Annotated in this window: 18 protein-coding genes; 8 read left to right on the top strand and 10 right to left on the bottom strand. The window is 74.6% G+C overall.

Annotated elements, in window-relative coordinates; translation table 11 throughout:
- Positions 1-163: 163 nt before the first annotated feature.
- Positions 164-1,024: an endonuclease/exonuclease/phosphatase family protein gene (locus GC722_RS05345; protein ID WP_156608545.1), complete on the top strand. Its 861-nt coding sequence runs from the start codon at positions 164-166 to the stop codon at positions 1,022-1,024.
- Between the two features lie 12 nt (positions 1,025-1,036).
- Here GC722_RS05345 and GC722_RS05340 read toward each other — a convergent pair whose 3' ends face one another.
- Complete coding sequence (locus tag GC722_RS05340; protein ID WP_156608543.1) at positions 1,037-1,909, bottom strand: VOC family protein; 873 nt, start codon at positions 1,907-1,909, stop codon at positions 1,037-1,039.
- Positions 1,910-2,057: 148 nt separating this feature from the next.
- Between GC722_RS05340 and GC722_RS05335 the strand changes: the two genes are divergently transcribed.
- Positions 2,058-2,558 (top strand): MarR family winged helix-turn-helix transcriptional regulator, encoded by a 501-nt coding sequence (locus GC722_RS05335; protein ID WP_331714404.1) that lies wholly within the window; start codon positions 2,058-2,060, stop codon positions 2,556-2,558.
- 15 nt (positions 2,559-2,573) lie between these two features.
- On the opposite strand, the gene GC722_RS05330 is transcribed toward GC722_RS05335, so the two are convergent.
- The gene (locus GC722_RS05330) at positions 2,574-3,200 is read right to left on the bottom strand and encodes a TetR/AcrR family transcriptional regulator C-terminal domain-containing protein (protein ID WP_197429816.1); all 627 of its coding nucleotides are present in this window, start codon (positions 3,198-3,200) and stop codon (positions 2,574-2,576) included.
- A 258-nt stretch (positions 3,201-3,458) separates the two neighbouring features.
- Here GC722_RS05330 and GC722_RS05325 point away from each other — a divergent pair, with 258 nt between their 5' ends.
- Both GC722_RS05325 and GC722_RS05320 read left to right on the top strand, forming a co-directional pair.
- The gene (locus GC722_RS05325; RefSeq protein WP_156608539.1) at positions 3,459-3,764 is read left to right on the top strand and encodes a hypothetical protein; all 306 of its coding nucleotides are present in this window, start codon (positions 3,459-3,461) and stop codon (positions 3,762-3,764) included.
- A gap of 157 nt (positions 3,765-3,921) precedes the next feature.
- The gene (locus GC722_RS05320) at positions 3,922-4,497 is read left to right on the top strand and encodes a dihydrofolate reductase family protein (RefSeq protein ID WP_331714403.1); all 576 of its coding nucleotides are present in this window, start codon (positions 3,922-3,924) and stop codon (positions 4,495-4,497) included.
- A gap of 54 nt (positions 4,498-4,551) precedes the next feature.
- On the opposite strand, the gene GC722_RS05315 is transcribed toward GC722_RS05320, so the two are convergent.
- Positions 4,552-6,060, bottom strand: a complete 1,509-nt coding sequence (locus GC722_RS05315; RefSeq protein ID WP_408609291.1) for a DEAD/DEAH box helicase — start codon at positions 6,058-6,060, stop codon at positions 4,552-4,554.
- 220 nt (positions 6,061-6,280) lie between these two features.
- Between GC722_RS05315 and GC722_RS05310 the strand changes: the two genes are divergently transcribed.
- Positions 6,281-6,478, top strand: coding sequence for a hypothetical protein (locus GC722_RS05310; RefSeq protein WP_156608534.1), 198 nt, complete (start codon positions 6,281-6,283; stop codon positions 6,476-6,478).
- Positions 6,479-6,511: 33 nt separating this feature from the next.
- Positions 6,512-8,008, top strand: a complete 1,497-nt coding sequence (locus GC722_RS05305) for a S10 family peptidase (protein ID WP_331714402.1) — start codon at positions 6,512-6,514, stop codon at positions 8,006-8,008.
- Here the strand turns inward: GC722_RS05305 and GC722_RS05300 are convergent.
- The gene (locus tag GC722_RS05300) at positions 7,986-8,783 is read right to left on the bottom strand and encodes a hypothetical protein (protein WP_156608532.1); all 798 of its coding nucleotides are present in this window, start codon (positions 8,781-8,783) and stop codon (positions 7,986-7,988) included. The two genes, GC722_RS05305 and GC722_RS05300, sit on opposite strands and share 23 nt — an antisense overlap.
- A gap of 52 nt (positions 8,784-8,835) precedes the next feature.
- On the bottom strand, positions 8,836-9,765 hold the full coding sequence (locus GC722_RS05295) for a LysR family transcriptional regulator (RefSeq protein ID WP_156608530.1): 930 nt from the start codon (positions 9,763-9,765) through the stop codon (positions 8,836-8,838).
- Positions 9,766-9,846: 81 nt separating this feature from the next.
- Here GC722_RS05295 and GC722_RS05290 point away from each other — a divergent pair, with 81 nt between their 5' ends.
- Positions 9,847-10,041: a hypothetical protein gene (locus GC722_RS05290; RefSeq protein WP_156608527.1), complete on the top strand. Its 195-nt coding sequence runs from the start codon at positions 9,847-9,849 to the stop codon at positions 10,039-10,041.
- Positions 10,042-10,051: 10 nt separating this feature from the next.
- Here GC722_RS05290 and GC722_RS05285 read toward each other — a convergent pair whose 3' ends face one another.
- The 5 genes from GC722_RS05285 to GC722_RS19175 form a co-directional block, all read right to left on the bottom strand.
- Complete coding sequence (locus GC722_RS05285; RefSeq protein ID WP_156608525.1) at positions 10,052-10,600, bottom strand: hypothetical protein; 549 nt, start codon at positions 10,598-10,600, stop codon at positions 10,052-10,054.
- On the bottom strand, positions 10,597-11,934 hold the full coding sequence (locus tag GC722_RS05280; protein ID WP_156608523.1) for a DUF58 domain-containing protein: 1,338 nt from the start codon (positions 11,932-11,934) through the stop codon (positions 10,597-10,599). Before GC722_RS05280 ends, GC722_RS05285 begins: the two co-directional genes overlap by 4 nt.
- Positions 11,934-12,896 carry an AAA family ATPase gene (locus GC722_RS05275; RefSeq protein ID WP_156608521.1) on the bottom strand — a complete coding sequence of 321 codons (963 nt, stop codon included), beginning with the start codon at positions 12,894-12,896 and terminating at the stop codon, positions 11,934-11,936. The genes GC722_RS05280 and GC722_RS05275 overlap by 1 nt, the downstream gene beginning before the upstream one ends.
- A gap of 146 nt (positions 12,897-13,042) precedes the next feature.
- On the bottom strand, positions 13,043-13,519 hold the full coding sequence (locus GC722_RS05270; protein ID WP_156608520.1) for a hypothetical protein: 477 nt from the start codon (positions 13,517-13,519) through the stop codon (positions 13,043-13,045).
- A complete protein-coding gene (locus tag GC722_RS19175) occupies positions 13,516-14,244 on the bottom strand; it encodes a DUF4129 domain-containing protein (RefSeq protein WP_156608517.1) in 729 nt (242 codons plus the stop codon). Before GC722_RS19175 ends, GC722_RS05270 begins: the two co-directional genes overlap by 4 nt.
- A gap of 111 nt (positions 14,245-14,355) precedes the next feature.
- On the opposite strand from GC722_RS19175, the gene GC722_RS05260 reads away from it, so the two are divergent.
- The gene (locus GC722_RS05260) at positions 14,356-15,801 is read left to right on the top strand and encodes an Nramp family divalent metal transporter (RefSeq protein ID WP_156608515.1); all 1,446 of its coding nucleotides are present in this window, start codon (positions 14,356-14,358) and stop codon (positions 15,799-15,801) included.
- Positions 15,802-15,808 lie beyond the last annotated feature (7 nt).

Here is a 15,808-nt window from a genome sequence, read left to right as displayed (position 1 = left end):
GAACACCCGGCGACGGCGAGGTGACGACCACCTCCCGCCCACCGGGGCCGGACGGCCGGTGCCGCTGCGAGGACCGACCGGTCACCGGGACGTCACCTGGGACCTGGCCGCGTGTCACCGGGCTGGTGCAGGCTGGGAAGCCCCACACCCCCTGGAGGACACCATGCACAGCACCGCGCACCGAGCGGCGGTCCTGCTCACCGCCGCCCTCACCCTGCTCCTCACCGCGCTGCCGGCCAGCGCGTCGCCGCGGCCGGGGCCGCCGCCGGCCGAGCTGCAGGTGATGGCCTACAACATCCACCACGGCGCCGGCGTCGACGGCGTGCTCGACCTGGAGCGGGTGGCCCGGGTGATCGAGGAGTCCGGCGCCGACGTCGTCGGGCTGCAGGAGGTCGACCGCCACTTCGGTGCCCGCAGCGAGGACGTGGACCAGGCCCGCTGGCTGGCCCGCCGGCTGCGCATGCACGTCACCTTCGGCGCCAACCTCGACCTGGAGCCGGCGCCCGGCAGCACCCACCGCCGCCAGTACGGCACCGCGATCCTGAGCCGGTTCCCGATCCTGGAGTCGCAGAACCACCTGCTGACCAGCATCCCCTACCCCGAGCGGCCCACCGAGCAGCGCGGGCTGCTGCACGCCGCGATCAACGTCCGCGGCACCACCGTCGACGTCTGGAGCACCCACCTGGACCACCAGCGGGCCGAGCAGCGCATCTCGCAGGCGCGCGAGATCGTCGAGCTGACCAGCGGCACCGCCGACCGCCCCGGCTTCCTGGTCGGCGACCTCAACGCCACCGCCGAGACGACGGAGGTGCGGCTGCTCGCCGAGGCCGGTTTCGCCGACCCGTTCGCCGGCTCCGGTCCGGAGGGCTGGACGTACCCGGCCGAGGCACCCCGGTCCCGCATCGACTACGTGCTGGGCCGCGGCGTGAGCAGCTGGCAGGACCCGGTCGTGCTGGCGACCACGGCCTCGGACCACCGGCCCGTGCTGGTGACGGTCGAGGTGCCGCGACCGGCCCGAGGCTGACGCACCGGACGGTCAGGGACCGACCGACACCTCCACCCGGTTCGCCCACGGGTCGTCGAAGGCCAGCGTGCGGCCGTCGTCGCGGACCCCGACGCGCAGGTGGCGCAGCCGCTCGCCCAGGGCTCCCAGCTCCTCGGCACCGGGCAGCTCGATCCGGACCAGCCCCAGGCCGAGCGCCGGACGTCGCCGTCCGGCGCCGGCGCTGTTCCAGGTGTTCATCGCCATGTGGTGGTGGTACCCGCCGGCGCTGACGAAGAGGGCCTGGCCGCGCCACTCGGCGGTGGTCTCGAAGCCGAGCTGGTCGACGTAGAAGCGCCGCGCGCTCGCCAGGTCCCCCACGGCCAGGTGCACGTGACCGACCGTGGCCGGTCGCTGCCGGGCCTGCCCGAGCGCGGTCTCGTCGAGGTGCTCGCGCAGGTACCGGTGCGGGTCGAGCAGCAGGCTGTCCATCTGGATGCGGCCGTGGGCCCAGCTCCACCGGGTGCGGTCCCGGTCCCAGTACAGCTCGACGCCGTTGCCCTCCGGGTCGTCGAAGTAGAAGGCCTTGCTGACCAGGTGGTCGGCGCTGCCGGTGAAGCTGCCCGGGTGGCGCGTGGCCACCGAGTACAGGGATGCAGCCAGGTCCGCCTCGGTCTCGAACAGGATGGCCGTGTGGAAGAGCCCGGCCTCCCTCGGGCCGGCGTGGCGCAGCTCGGGGGCGTGCTCGAGCACCACCAGCGGACGGCCACCGCGGCCGAGCACGGCCCGGTCGCCGTCCTGGGCCTGCACGACCAGCGTGACGGCGTCGCGGTAGTAGGCGGTCATGGCGTCGAGGTCGGCCACCTTCAGCGTGACCGCACCCATCGCGGTGTCGCCGGGCAGCAGCTCGGCCGGCGAGCGGCTCATGCGACCGCCTGCCCCGTGGTGCCGCTGCCGGTGGTGCCCAGCTGTGCCATGACCCGCTCCTCGCCCTGATCGTCGCGACAAAGTTGTCTCTACAACTAACACGGTACGCCGCTACAGTTGAAGAATCAACCAACGGGAGGGCGAGCACGTGACGCGATGGCTGGACGAGGAGGAGCGGACCGCCTGGCTGCGGCTGGGCGGCGTGCTGGAGCTGCTGCCCGCCGCGCTGGACTCCCAGCTGCGCCAGGACGCCGGCCTCACCCACTTCGAGTACCTGGTGCTGGCCATGCTGTCCGAGGCCCCGGGGCGGACGCTGCGGATGACCGCGCTGGCCACCCGCACCAACGCCACGCTGCCCCGGCTCAGCCACGTCGTGCGCCGCCTGCAGGAGCGGGGTCTGGTCGACCGCCTCCCCTGCCCCGAGGACGCCCGCGCGACGAACGCCCGGCTCTCCGAGCACGGCTGGAGCACCCTGGTCGCCAGCGCCCCCGGCCACGTCGACGCCGTCCGCCGCTACGTCCTGGACGCCCTGACCCCCGAGCAGGTCGGCCAGCTGGCCGAGATCGCGGGCGCGGTGCTGCAGCAGCTGGACCCCGAGGGACGCTTCGCCAGCACCTTCACCGGCCGGGGACCGGCGACGGCCGGGTAGCCGCCCCCGCCGGCGTCAGCCCCCACCTCGGAGCCGCTGCTCGAAGCCGCTCAGCAGCACGTCCAGACCCATCTCCAGCTCGGCCTCGCCGTCGTAGCCGGCCAGCTCCCCCGCCACGCTGCGCAGCAGCGGGAACTCCCGCGCCGGCAGCCGGTGCAGCCCGAGCCGGAGCAGGTCGTCGGTCTCGTCCGGCTCGACCGCGGTGGCCTGCAGCTCGTTGATGACGTGGCCGTACAGGAACCCCACGTAGAGCCGGTAGCAGTGCAGCGCGGTGGAGGGGTCGAAGCCGCTGGCGGTCAGCAGCCGGAGCAGGGTCTCCAGCGGCCGCAGCGTGCCGGCCGGGCGACGCCCCAGCGGCATCAGCAGCGGACGCGTCACCAGCACCGGGACCACGTTGGGGTGGGCCAGCGCGAGCCGGCGGAAGCTGCGCGCCCCGCGGCGCAGCTGGCTCTGCCAGTCCTGCTCGTCGGCCTCGGCGTCCAGCTCCTCCAGCACCAGCTCCACGATCCCGTCGAGCAGCGCCTCACGGTCGGGGGCGTGGCGGTAGAGGGCCATCGCGTCGCGACCGAGCTCCTCGCCGAGGCGACGACGGGTGAGCGCCTCGAGGCCCTCGGCGTCCACCAGCCTCAGCGCGGCCGTCATCACGACCCTGCGGGTGAGCGGCTCGCGACGCGTCCGCCTGCGTCGGCCGCGGACTTCTGGGTACTCCGGCTCCGGGCTGGTCCCGGTACTTCGCGTGGTGGCTTCGTGTTCGGCGTCCGACCCCCGTGATGACACGTCCGACAGCATACCCTGCGAATCTCTACAACGTAGACCTAGAACGTAGATCTACACCGTAGACGGACACCGGGTCCGTCACCGCCCGGCCTCCGGGTGGGCAACACCTCTTCAGGAGCAACCATGACCGTCCCTCCCGCACCGAACGGACCGGCGAACCCGGGTCCGGGTCGCGTCGCCCACGAGGGCTCGCACGGCCGCCGTCGTCTCACCACCGAGACGAAGGCCGCGTTCAAGACGACCGAGTTCATCTTCTACGTGCTCGTCTCCGTCGCCGTGCTGATCGCGGCGGCCGTCACCGACAACGGCGACGACGGCCAGGGCTTCGGCGCGCAGAGCGCCTGGTTCTACGTCACGCTGCTGACCATCGGCTACATGGTGAGCCGCGGGCTGGCCAAGTCGGGCAGCCGCGAGCGCTACGACGACTGACCCCCTCCGGGGTCTGCGGACCCCGGGAGGACACGAGGACCCGCGGTGGATCTCCACCGCGGGTCCTCCTGCGTCCGGCGCTCTGTCTGCCGTGTCGCGGGACGGGACCGCGGCAGCCGTCGTACCGTGCCTGTCGTGACCGACGGAAGGACGTGCCGTGCGTGACCTCGTCTACTACGTGGCCCTCTCCATCGACGGCCTGCTCGCCGGCCCGCAGGACGAGCTGGACTTCTACCGGGGCTCACCGGAGTACCAGGAGTGGATGGTCGCCGAGTACGCCGACGCCCTGCCGACCGCGCCCCGCCGGCAGCTGGGGTGCGACCACGAGCCGCTGCGACGCTTCGACACCGTCGTGATGGGTCGACGCACCTACGACCCCGCCCTGGTGGAGGGCATCACCAGCCCGTACGCCCACCTGCGTCAGTACGTCGTCTCCCGGACGCTCGAGTCGCCCGACCCCGCGGTCACGGTGGTCGCGGACGACCCGCTGGCCACGGTCCGGGCGCTGAAGGCCGAGGACTCCGAGCTCGACATCTACCTGGCCGGCGGCGGCCAGCTCGCCGGCGTGCTCCTCGACGAGATCGACCGGCTGGTGGTGAAGCGGTACCCGGTGGTGGCGGGTGCCGGCCGGCCCGCGTTCGGCTCGTCCTTCTCCCCCACCCAGTTCGACCTGGACGACGTGCGGACGTTCCCGGGCGGGAACGCCGTGCTGTCCTACCACCGCCTGCGCTGACGGACCGGCCGCACGGGCCGCACCCGCAGGTGCGACCCGGTCGGCCGGGCGACCTCAGCGGGTGCGGGTCCGCCGGCTGAAGTCGGAGGCGCTGTGGCCGCTCGTGCCGGGGGTGCCGGCCCCGGTCCGCCCGCCCTGGGCGCCCTGACCGGGGTGACGGTCGTTGCGGGGGCGGCTGCGCCGGCGCGAACCGGCCGAGCGCGACCCCTCGCCGGCCACGTCGCGGGACTCCCCGCCCCGCGGGCCGCCGCTGCGGCTGCCGGCAGACCCGCCGGAGCCGCCGCCGCGGCGCGAGCCGGAGCGGCCGCCACCGGAGCGGCGCCCGCCCGAGCCGGAGCCGGCGGCAGCCGGAGCCACGTCCGAGCCCGCAGCGGGGGCCAGCCCGCCGGCGACGAGCACGCGCTCGCCGGGGGCCAGCTCCTGCAGGATCGGGTGCTCGGGGCCGCCGACGCGGGTCGTGGTGGCGGTGATCTTCGCGGCGCGGGTCAGCGCGCGCACGTCGGCCACCTGGGCGTCGGTCATCAGGGTGACCACCACGCCCTCGTTGCCGGCGCGCGCGGTCCGGCCGGAGCGGTGCAGGTAGGCCTTGTGCTCGGCCGGCGGGTCGGCGTGCACCACCAGGGCGACGTCGTCGACGTGGATTCCGCGGGCGGCGATGTCGGTGGCCACCAGCGTCTGCGCCCGGCCGGAGTGGAAGGCGTCCATGTTGCGGGTGCGGGCGTTCTGGCTCAGGTTGCCGTGCAGCTCCACGGTCGGGACGCCGCGGCCGTTGAGCTGGCGGGCCAGCGCCTTGGCGCCGTGCTTGGTCCGGGTGAACACCACGGTGCGGCCCGGCGCGCTGGTCAGGTCGGCCAGCACCGGCAGCCGCTGCTCCTTGGGCAGGTGCAGCACGTGGTGGGTGATCGCCGGGGCGGCCTGCTGCGCGCCGTCGGTCTGGTGGGTCACCGGGTTGCGCAGGAAGCGCTTGACCAGCACGTCCACGCCGGCGTCCAGCGTGGCGGAGAACAGCAGCCGCTGGGCGTCGGTGCGGGTCTGGCCCAGCAGCCGGCGGACGGCGGGCAGGAAGCCCAGGTCGGCCATGTGGTCGGCCTCGTCCAGCACGGTGATCTCGACCTCGGAGAGGTCGCAGGCCTTCTGCTGGATGAGGTCCTCGAGCCGGCCGGGGCAGGCGAGCACGATGTCGACGCCGTTGCGCAGGTTCTGCACCTGGGGGTTCTGGCCGACGCCGCCGAAGACGGTCATCGTCCGCAGGCCGGCCACGGCGGCCAGCGGCTCGAGCGAGGCCTCGATCTGGCCGACGAGCTCACGGGTCGGGGCCAGCACCAGGGCCCGCGGGGCCCTGGACCGGCGGGGGCTCCGCGAGGCGGAGAGCCGCGCCACCAGGGGCAGTAGGAAGGCGTAGGTCTTGCCCGAGCCGGTCGGGCCGCGGCCCAGCACGTCGCGGCCGGCCAGGGAGTCGGCCAGGGTGGCCGCCTGGATGGCGGTCGGGGTGGTGATCTGACGCTCGGCGAGGACGGCGTCGAGGGACGCGGGCACACCGAGGCGGATGAAGGCAGAGGTCACGGAGGAAGTCACTTTCCAGGTCTCGCCGGACGGCAGACACATCCTCACGCGGTCAGCGCGAGCGAGGCTCGGGGAGGGGAGGAGCAGGGAGCTCGACGTCACCGGCAACCCGAGGCGAGACTGGCCGAGCTGCTGCCCCGAGCCTAGCCCATCACCGGCAGCCAGGTGGCGGGTGGCACGCACCGGGGCGCCGGATGGCCCCGTGGGGCAGGATCGCAGGGTGGTCTACACCTTCTTCGCCGTCATCGTGCTGCTGCTCATCGCCGCGGTCAACCTGTGGCTCTCCGACGACGCCGGACGCTCCGCCAGCACCCGCCAGCTGCACAAGCTCGTGGCCGGTCTGTGCGCCGTGGCCGCCGTCGGGCTGCTCGCCTGGGTCTTCCTCTCCCCCGTCCTCGGCGCGGGCTCACCGGCCTGACGCCCGTCGGCGGCCGGGGCTAGCCTTGCCCGGGTGAGCGAGCACACCGACCCCGCCCCCTCCTCCTCCGCCGGCGCGGCGGCCACGACGACGCAGACCCCGGCCGAGCCCGTCGACGACCTGGTGTCGTCGCGGCACCAGCTGGTGACCGACGGCGGGACGCTGGACTACACGGCGGTCACCGGGCGGATCGTGCTGCGCGACGAGGTGCACGAGGACGGCACGTTCAAGGGCTTCAAGCCCAAGGCGGAGATCTCGATCACCTCCTACGTGCTCGACGGCGACGACCCCTCCCGGCCGGTGACCTTCGCCTTCAACGGCGGACCGGGCAGCTCCTCGGTCTGGCTGCACCTGGGGCTGCTGGGTCCACGCCGCGTGGTGATGGGCGACGCCGGCGACCTGCGGCCGCCGCCCTACGGGCTGGCCGACAACGCCGAGTCCCTGCTGGCCGTCTCCGACCTCGTCTTCATCGACCCGGTCTCCACCGGCTACTCCCGCGCCGTGGTCGAGGGCAAGCCCGACGCCTTCCACGGCTACACCGCCGACATCGAGTCCGTCGGCGAGGTGATCCGGATGTGGACCAACCGCCACCGCCGCTGGATGTCGCCGAAGTTCCTGGCCGGGGAGTCCTACGGCACCCTGCGCGCGGCCGCGCTGGCCGACCACCTGCAGTCACGCCACGCGATGTACCTCAACGGGCTCATGCTGATCTCGAGCGTGCTGGACCTGTCCTCGATCGACTTCCACCAGCAGCGCAACGACCGCGCGCACGCGTTGTACCTGCCCACCTACGCCGCCATCGCCCACTACCACGGCCGCATCCCGGGCTCGACGCTGGCGGAGGTGCTGGCCGAGGCCGAGGCCTACGCGACGCGGGAGTACCCCTACGTGCTCGCCCGCGGCAACCGGCTGGGCTCGGAGGAGCGGGCGGCCGCGGTGCAGCGGCTGGCGGCGCTGACCGGGTTGAGCGAGGAGTACGTCGACCGCGCCGACCTGCGGATCGAGCACTGGCGCTTCTTCGGCGAGCTGCTGCGCGACGAGCGTCGCACGGTGGGCCGCCTCGACGGCCGCTTCTCCGGCCCGGCGGCCAGCGCGATCGCCGAGCACATGGACGCCGACCCGTCGATGGACGCCATCTGCGGGCCGTACGCGGCGGCCTTCAACCACTACGTCCGCGCCGAGCTGGGCTACGAGAACGACCTGCCCTACGAGCAGCTGTCCCGCCGGGTGCAGCCGTGGTCGTACAAGGAGTTCGAGGGCCGCCCGGTCGACGTCACCCCGCGGCTGGAGCGGGCGATGCGGCAGAACCCGCACCTGCGCGTGCACGTGGCCTACGGCTACTACGACGGCGCCACCCCGCACCTGGCCGCCGAGGACGTCGTCGCCCACCTGCAGCTGCCGGCCGAGCTGCAGGCCAACATCGAGCACGCCTACTACGAGGCCGGCCACATGATGTACGTGCACGAGCCGAGCCGGCTGCAGCAGAGCCGCGACCTGGCCGACTTCGTCACCCGGCACTCCGCCGGCTGAGGCCCGCCAGCCCGGCGCCCTCCTCGGCGCGCCGGGCCGCGGGGCCCGGGACCAGACCCAGCTGCCGCTGGCCGTGGTCGGCGACCGCGGCCAGGAAGAGCACCACGCCGAGCATCTCCAGGAACTCCTCCACGGTGACGAGCACCGCGTAGCCCACGCCCGCCACGCCCTCGGCCTGCGACAGCGCCGCGCCGCTCATCTCCAGGCCCACCGCGCCCAGCACGAACACCGCACCGGCGGCCACGAACGTGGCGAGCGTGCGGCGCGGCAGGGCCAGCAGGAAGGGCAGCAGCACCAGCAGCAGCACCACCACGAGCGGGACCGCCACCACCACCCAGGCGTAGTACAGCGCCCCGCCGAGCCCCAGCGCGTCCCGCACCGGTGCGGTGAGGCGCTCGTGCAGACCCACCACCTCGTCCACGGACAGGAAGGCGAAGACGGCCGCCAGCAGCCGCCAGTGCCGGCTCCACCGCTCGCGGCGGGCCCGGACGGCGTCGGCCACCGTCCACAGCGCAGCGGCGCAGGCGGCCAGCCAGACCGCCTGCAGCCAGGTGGGGATGGTCTCCTCGGCGTCCACCTGCACCAGCCAGGACAGCCCCCGCAGCACCGACGAGTCGAGCTCGGGGGTGATCACCAGCAGCCGGCTGAGCAGGCTGGTCACCGAGATCAGCAGCACCAGGGCCGGCAGCCACAGCAGCACCCGGCGCGGGTCCAGGGCGAGCCGGAGGGCGCCGCCTGCTGGCGCCGCGTCGTCGTCCCCGCCAGGTCCCGTCATGGCCGGGAGGCTAGCAACGCGCACCCGTCCCGGCGGGCTGCCCACGCCGGGCTCAGTGGACGAGCTCGTGCAGCCCCACGTCGTCGCGGGCGGTCTCGGCCAGCAGCTCCAGCGCCCGCCGGGTGGCCGGGTTGCGCTCCGAGGTCCGGCGCACCGAGGCGACGTCGAGACGCTGCGGCGCGGGGTCGGTGATGGCCAGCACCCGCACCTGCGGCCCCAGCCGGGCCACGGTCAGGTACGGCCCGACGAAGAGCCCGATGCCCGCCGCGGCGAAGGCGATGGCGCTGTGGTGCCCCGACGTCCGGGCGACGATGTGCGGCGTGCGCCCGACCTGGCGCCAGGCCCGCTGCAGGATCTCCCCGCAGACCGTCTCGCCGAGGTCCTCCTGGACCCACGGGTGCTCGACCAGCTCGGCCATCGAGACCGCCGACCGGTCCGCCAGCGGGTGGTCGGTGGCCACCACCGCGAAGTAGCGCTCGCGGGCCAGCTCCACCCGCCGCCGCCCCGGCACACCCGGCACGCCCGGCCGGGCGTCACCGGTGGCGTCGGTGTGGATGGTGATGTCGGCGGAGTCCAGGTCGGCGGGGGTCACCATGTCGGAGAGGTCGACCCGCACCGACACCTCCGGGCGCTCCTCCAGCAGCCGCCGCACCACCTCGGGCAGCCACGCCTCGCCCGTGGAGGGGAAGGAGCGGATGGTCAGCTGACCCGAGCGGCCGGCCGCCAGGTCCTGCACCACCCCGTCCAGGTGGGCCAGCTGACCCATCACCGCGTCGCTCTCGGCGGCGAGCAGCTCCCCGGCCGGGGTGGGCACGATGCCGCGGCCCGACTTCTCGAACAGGGCCAGCCCGGTCTCGCGCTGCAGCGCCGCGATCTGCTGGCTGACCGCCGAGGGCGTGTAGCCCAGGGAGACGGCCGCAGCCTGGACGGAGCCGGTCGCCACCACGGCCCGGAACGCCCGCAGGCGTGACACGTCGACCATGCGCTCACCGTACAGCGGTGCTGCACGACTGTGAAGGACTATTCGCTGGTGCTGAAGGGTGGCGGGACAGAGGCTGGAGCCATGACGAACCGATACGGAACCCTCGGCCCCTCCCCCGTGGACCGCGACCGGGAGCGGCTCGCCCAGGACCTGCAGGTGCTGCGCGCCGCGGCCCCGCGGACCTGGACGAGGACGCCCCGGCAGCCCTCGCGCTGGCGCCGCGCCCGGCTCGTGCTGGCCCACGTGCTGCGTCCCCGCACCCGGCTGAGCCTCTGACCCGGCCGGCTCAGTCCCGGCTGCTCCGCCCGGCCGGCCACAGCACCAGCCCCACCGCGGCCACCAGCAGGCACACCAGCACGCCGGTGGCGGTCAGCGCCGGTGGCAGCCGCACCCCGGCCAGCACCCCGGCCAGGACGGCGGCCACCGGCACCGACACCGCGGCGGCGGCCAGCGGGACGGCCAGCCGGGCCACGACGCCCCGTCCGACGCGGGCGTGCGGGCGTCCGACCGCGGTGGCCGAGGCGGCCCAGTGCCAGCCGAGCAGCCCGAGGGTCACCGGCACCAGCGCCACCACCCCGGCGTCGGCGAGGGCCACCGACCAGAGCACCACCGCCGCCGCGAACCCGGTGGGGACGTGCCCGCGGGGCAGCAGCAGGCCGGCGACCAGCAGCAGCAGGACCGGCACGCTGAGCACGGCCACCGGTGCCAGCGTCCACAGGACGGCCACCGCGAGCAGCCCGCTGAGCAGCATCACCCCGCGCAGCGCCCACTGGGTGCGGCTCAGCCGCCGGACGCGCTCGACCAGCTCGGCCAGGGCCTCGGTCAGCCCGATCACGCGCCACCTCCCACCGAGCTGCCGCGGGCCAGCCGGGGCGCGGTCCGGCCGGCGCTGAGCGCGGCCACCACCAGCGCCAGGCTCTCCATCCCCTGCCAGGCCACCACCGGGACCCCGAGCCGGGCCAGCTGGGCCAGCTCGACATCGCGCTCGAGCCGGCGCAGCGCCCACGCCTCGTCCCAGAAGCGCTGGGCGCGGAACCGGCCCGAGAGCGCGTCGAGCACCGCGCCAGCACCGCGGGCGCGGGACGGCAGCCGTCCCAGCCCGGCCGGCAGGGTGTCCACGGCCAGCACCGCCGCACCCCGGTGCACCAGCCGGAGGACCTCCTCGAGGACGTCCGGGTCGAGCAGCGGGGAGCACACCACCACCAGCGACCCCGGCCGCACCCGGCGGATCCGCTGCAGCCGGCTGCGGGCGATGCGCTCCACCGACGCACCGGCCAGCTGCTCGACCAGCACCGCCCGCTGGCGGGACCCGGCGCCCGTCGGCACCGACCCGATGACCCAGCCCAGGTCGTGCAGACCGACCCGGTCGCCGAGCCGCAGGTAGTGCTCGGCCACGGTGGCGGCCGCCAGCACGGTGATGTCGAGGCTGGAGTCGGAGGTGCTCCTGCCCTCCTCGTCGGTGACCGCCAGGTCGGCCAGGGTGTCCACCACGACGAGCACGTCGGTGTCGCGGTCGGCGGTGGTGGCGTTGGTGTGGAGCGCGCCGGTGCGCGAGGTGACCCGCCAGTTGATCCGGCGCAGCCGGTCGCCGACCTGGAAGCGGCGAACCTCGGCCAGGCTGCTGCCCTCGCCGCGGCTGCGGCTGGGGTGGGTGCCGACCAGGCCGACCGGGTGCGGGATGGCCTCCCCGCCGCCGGGTGCGTCGCGGCCGGGGGCCACGGTGAGGCTGCTGGCCGGCGGCGTCCACGAGCCCGACCACAGGTTCCAGTCGTCGCTGACGCGGACCTCGCGCGGCTGCAGCAGGTGACGTCCCCAGCGCTGCGGCCGGACCCGCACCACGGCCTCCTCCACCCCGACCGCCGCCCCCAGCGGCGGGTCGAGCTCGCCGCGGGCCGGGGCGGGCAGGTCGAGCTCGAGCAGCAGCCCGGACCCCGGGGCGCTGACGCGCTGCTCCACCACCTCCCCGACGTGCAGCCGGTGCGCACCCAGCTCGCTCGTCGGGGTCGGCAGCGGGCCGGCCGGGCGGCGCGCGACGCCGAGCGCGCACCAGGTCAGGAACGGCGCCACCACCACCAGCAGCTCGACCCGGTGCGTCAGCAGCACGAGCAGCCCGGACAGCCCCGTGAGCAGCGCCGCCCGGACGAGCGAGGTGGCGGGGCGCAGCTCCATCAGGGCTCCGGGGAGTACTCGGTGGGCACCGGCACGCGGTCCAGCACGGCCGCCACGACCTTCTCGCCCGTGACGTTGCTCATCCACAGCTCTGGGCGGACGGTCACCCGGTGCGCGAGCGCGGCCACGGCCAGCGCCTTGACGTCGGCCGGGGTGACGTAGCTGCGGCCCTGGATCAGCGCGTGCGCCCGGGCGCAGGTGAGCAGGGCCAGCGAGCCGCGCGGGGAGGCGCCGACCAGCAGCGCGGAGTCGCGCCGGGTCTCGGTGGTGACGGCGATGGCGTAGCGACCGACCTCGGGGTGGAAGAAGACGTCCTCCGCCGCCTGCTGCACCGCCGCCAGCCCCGCCGCGTCGAGCACGGCGTCGACGCGCTGCTCCTCGGCGCGACGGCTGATCCGCCGCGAGAGGACCTCCCACTCCTCCTCGGGCTCGGGGTAGCCGAACTGCAGCCGGAGCAGGAACCGGTCGAGCTGGGCCTCCGGCAGCGGGTAGGTCCCCTCGGTCTCGATCGGGTTGGCGGTGGCCAGCACGTGGAACGGCCGCGGCAGCGGGTGCGTCACGCCCTCGACCGTGACCTGCCGCTCCTGCATCGCCTCCAGCAGCGCGGCCTGCGTCTTGGGCGGTGTCCGGTTGATCTCGTCGGCGAGCAGCAGCCCGGCGAAGAGCGGTCCGGGACGGAAGTCGAACTCGGCCCGGCGCTGGTCGTAGACGTAGCTGCCGGTCAGGTCCGAGGGCAGCAGGTCGGGGGTGAACTGGGCCCGCCGGAAGTCCAGCCCCAGCGCCTGGGCGAAGCTGCGGGCCGCCAGCGTCTTGCCCAGCCCGGGGAAGTCCTCGAGCAGCACGTGCCCGCCGGCGACCACCCCGGTGAGCACCAGCTCCAGGGCGCGGCGCTTGCCGACCACGGCCCGCTCGACCTGGTCCAGCACCCGCGCGCAGGCGGCCGCGGCCTCGGCGGTGCTCATCGGCCCCCCTGTGCTGGTCGGTCCTGTGCTGGTCGGTCCGGTGCTGGTCGGTCCGGTGCTGGTCGGTCCTGTGCTGGTCGGTCCGGGCGCGCTGGTCGGTCCGGGCGCGCTGGTCGGTCCGGCGGCGGTGGTCAGCGGGTCGGTGGTCACAGTCGGTTCAGCTCCTCGAGCAGGGCCCGCAGCTGCCGGCGGGTCAGCGTGGGCGGCGGTTCGGACGACAGGTAGGTGGCGAGCGCCGGGGGCAGCGGTGCGTCACGGGGGCGGCGCGCCTCCGCGACACGGGCGACGGTCTGCTGGACCTCGGCGCGGTTCATGCCGTGCTGGGGCTGCACCCCCCACAGGTGCTTCTCCAGCACCCGCACCCGGCGGTCCAGCTCCCGGGTCACCACGCCGGGCGGGTCGGGCTCCGGCGACGGCGGGGGGTCCACGGCGGGACGCACGACGGAGGTGAGCCAGCCGGCGGCGACGGCCGCGACGACCAGGGTGACCAGGAACGGCAGCCTCAGCCCGACGCCGACCAGCTGCAGGACCAGACCGCCGGCCACCACGGCGGCGGCGGCGACCGAGCACCGCACGGCCAGCCGGCGCCACGGCACGGCCGTCCCGGCGGCGCCCGCGCTCACCGGCTGCTCCCCTGCGCGGCGGCACGGCGCAGCTCGGCCAGGGCGTCCAGGGCCGCGGTCCGCGACGTCTCCGGCAGCCGGGTGCCGGCGAAGAGCGCCGCCTCGTACAGGTCGGCGAGCCGCTCGGCCGGGCCCTGCGGCAGCTGCGCGTCGGTCAGCACGGCCACGACGTACTCCCGGGCGGTCTGGCTGGCCCCCCGCGGGACGCCCGCGTCGGCCGCCAGCGCCTCCAGGCCGCGCCAGCAGCTCACGACGGCCCGGTTGACGTCACCGTCGAGGTCGATCTCGGAGCGGCTGCGCCGCAGCAGCTCCTCCACCTCGGCCAGGTCGACCACGGCGGGCTCGGTGTCGTCGATCCCCTCCGGCAGCGGCGGGCGACGGGCGACCACGCGGGCGACCAGCAGCAGCACCAGCACGAGCAGCGCCACCCCGACGACGACCAGCAGGCCGACCAGCACGTCACCGACCGCCTGCGCGGTCTCCGACGGCGGCTGCGGCGGGGCACCCGGCGGCAGCGGCGGCGGCGCGGGCGGCGCGGCCGGCGTCGGAGCCGGCACGGTCCGCGGGGCCAGGTCCGGCACGGCGGTCACCGGCGACTCCGCCGGCAGCCGGGCGCCCAGCCCGAGCAGCAGGAGGAGGACGGCGGCACCGGCCAGCGCCAGCACGGTCGGCGGCCGGCGTCCGGTGCTCGGCCGCGACCCGGGGCGAGGCCGCGCGGCAGTCACCCGGGGAAGTCAACCACAGGGCCCCGTCCGGCCCCGGGCGCCGGCCCGCACCCGGGGGTGGCGGGACCGCGGTGCTTGTGCCCGGGCACCGTCCGGCGGTAGGACAGGACCATGGCTCAGAGCAGAGCAGAACAGGCCCCACCCAGCGCGGCGGACGCCTTCCCGACCAAGAACCACCCGCGCCCGCAGGTCGAACCCATGCCGGTGCCACCCGCGAGGTACGGACGGCTGATCGGGCCCGGCGTCGTGGCGGCGGGCGTCGGGCTGGCCTCCGGCGAGTTCGTCCTCTACCCCTACATCGCCTCGCAGGTCGGCCTGGTCTTCGTCTGGGCCGCCTTCGTGGGGTTGGCCACCCAGTTCTTCATCAACCTCGAGATCGAGCGCTACACGCTGGCCACCGGCGAGACGGCGCTGTGCGGGTTCAGCCGCTACTGGCGGCACTGGGGCCTGGTCTTCGCGATCCTGAGCTACTTCGCCAACCTGTGGCCGGGGTGGGCCACCAGCAGCGCGACGCTGATCACCTACATGACCGGAGGTGAGGCGAGCTGGGTGGCCATCGGCATCCTGGTGGTGATCGGGCTCGTCCTGACGCTGGCGCCGGTGGTCTACGTCGCGCTGGAACGGGCGCAGATGCTCAAGGTGGCGGCGGTGCTGCTGCTGTTCGCGGTGGCGGCCGTCTTCGCCATCGGCGCGGAGTCGTGGGCCGCGCTGCCGCAGGTGGTCACCGAGGCCCGGCTGCCGTACGAGCAGATCGGCTTCGCCGTGCTGGTCGGCGCGCTGGCCTTCGCCGGCGCCGGCGGCGGGCAGAACCTGGTGCAGTCCAACTGGATCCGCGACAAGGGCTTCGCGATGGGCCAGTACGTACCCCGGCTGGTCAGCCCGGTGACGGGCGAGAAGGAGGCCAAGCCGAGCACCGGCTACATCTTCGAGCCCACCGAGGAGAACCTCTCCCGCTGGAAGGGCTGGTGGAAGTTCGCCAACGTCGAGCAGCTCGTCACCTTCGTGCTGATCACCTTCGTCACCATCCTCTTCACCTCGCTGCTGGCCTACAGCACCGTCTTCGGCACGCCGGGCCTGGAGAACGGGATCACCTTCATCCAGGCCGAGGGCCAGGCCCTGGGCGAGCGCGTCGGCGCCTGGTTCAAGTACCTGTTCTGGATCGTCGGGGCGTTCTCGCTGTTCGCCGCGGCCCTCGGCATCGTCGACTACACCAGCCGGCTGGCCGCCGACGTGCTCAAGACCTCCTACGCCCGCAAGGCCGACGAGAACAAGCTCTACGCCGGGCTGGTCTGGGGCCTGGTGGCCATCGGCATCGTCGTCATCGCCGCCGGCTTCGACCAGCCGCTGGTGCTGCTGGTGATCTCGGCCGTCGTGGGCGGGTTCATGATGTTCATCTACAGCGGCCTGCTGATCCTGATCAACCGCAAGCTGCTGCCGCAGCCGATCCGCATCCGCGGGTTCCGGCTGGTGATGATGATCTGGTCCATCCTGCTCTTCGGCACCGCCACCGCGGTGGCCGCCCAGGACCAGATCCGCAAGATCCTCGGCGGGGGCTGACGGCGAC

It is taken from the genome of Auraticoccus cholistanensis, from assembly GCF_009742705.1.
Classification (GTDB): Bacteria; Actinomycetota; Actinomycetes; order Propionibacteriales; family Propionibacteriaceae; genus Auraticoccus; species Auraticoccus cholistanensis.
Note: the sequence above shows the minus strand (reverse complement) of the source record. Positions and strands in the feature narration are given on the sequence as shown.

Excerpts from the sequence above, each read along its gene's own strand:
- GC722_RS05330 (WP_197429816.1), bottom strand. The coding sequence starts at position 3,200 with ATGACGGCCGCGCTGAGGCTGGTGGACGCCGAGGGCCTCGAGGCGCTC.
- GC722_RS05300 (WP_156608532.1), bottom strand. The coding sequence starts at position 8,783 with ATGACGGGACCTGGCGGGGACGACGACGCGGCGCCAGCAGGCGGCGCC.
- GC722_RS05275 (WP_156608521.1), bottom strand. The coding sequence starts at position 12,896 with ATGAGCACCGCCGAGGCCGCGGCCGCCTGCGCGCGGGTGCTGGACCAG.
- GC722_RS05280 (WP_156608523.1), bottom strand. The coding sequence starts at position 11,934 with ATGGAGCTGCGCCCCGCCACCTCGCTCGTCCGGGCGGCGCTGCTCACG.
- GC722_RS05295 (WP_156608530.1), bottom strand. The coding sequence starts at position 9,765 with ATGGTCGACGTGTCACGCCTGCGGGCGTTCCGGGCCGTGGTGGCGACC.
- GC722_RS05290 (WP_156608527.1), top strand. The coding sequence starts at position 9,847 with ATGACGAACCGATACGGAACCCTCGGCCCCTCCCCCGTGGACCGCGAC.
- GC722_RS05340 (WP_156608543.1), bottom strand. The coding sequence starts at position 1,909 with ATGAGCCGCTCGCCGGCCGAGCTGCTGCCCGGCGACACCGCGATGGGT.
- GC722_RS05260 (WP_156608515.1), top strand. The coding sequence starts at position 14,356 with ATGGCTCAGAGCAGAGCAGAACAGGCCCCACCCAGCGCGGCGGACGCC.
- GC722_RS05345 (WP_156608545.1), top strand. The coding sequence starts at position 164 with ATGCACAGCACCGCGCACCGAGCGGCGGTCCTGCTCACCGCCGCCCTC.
- GC722_RS05325 (WP_156608539.1), top strand. The coding sequence starts at position 3,459 with ATGACCGTCCCTCCCGCACCGAACGGACCGGCGAACCCGGGTCCGGGT.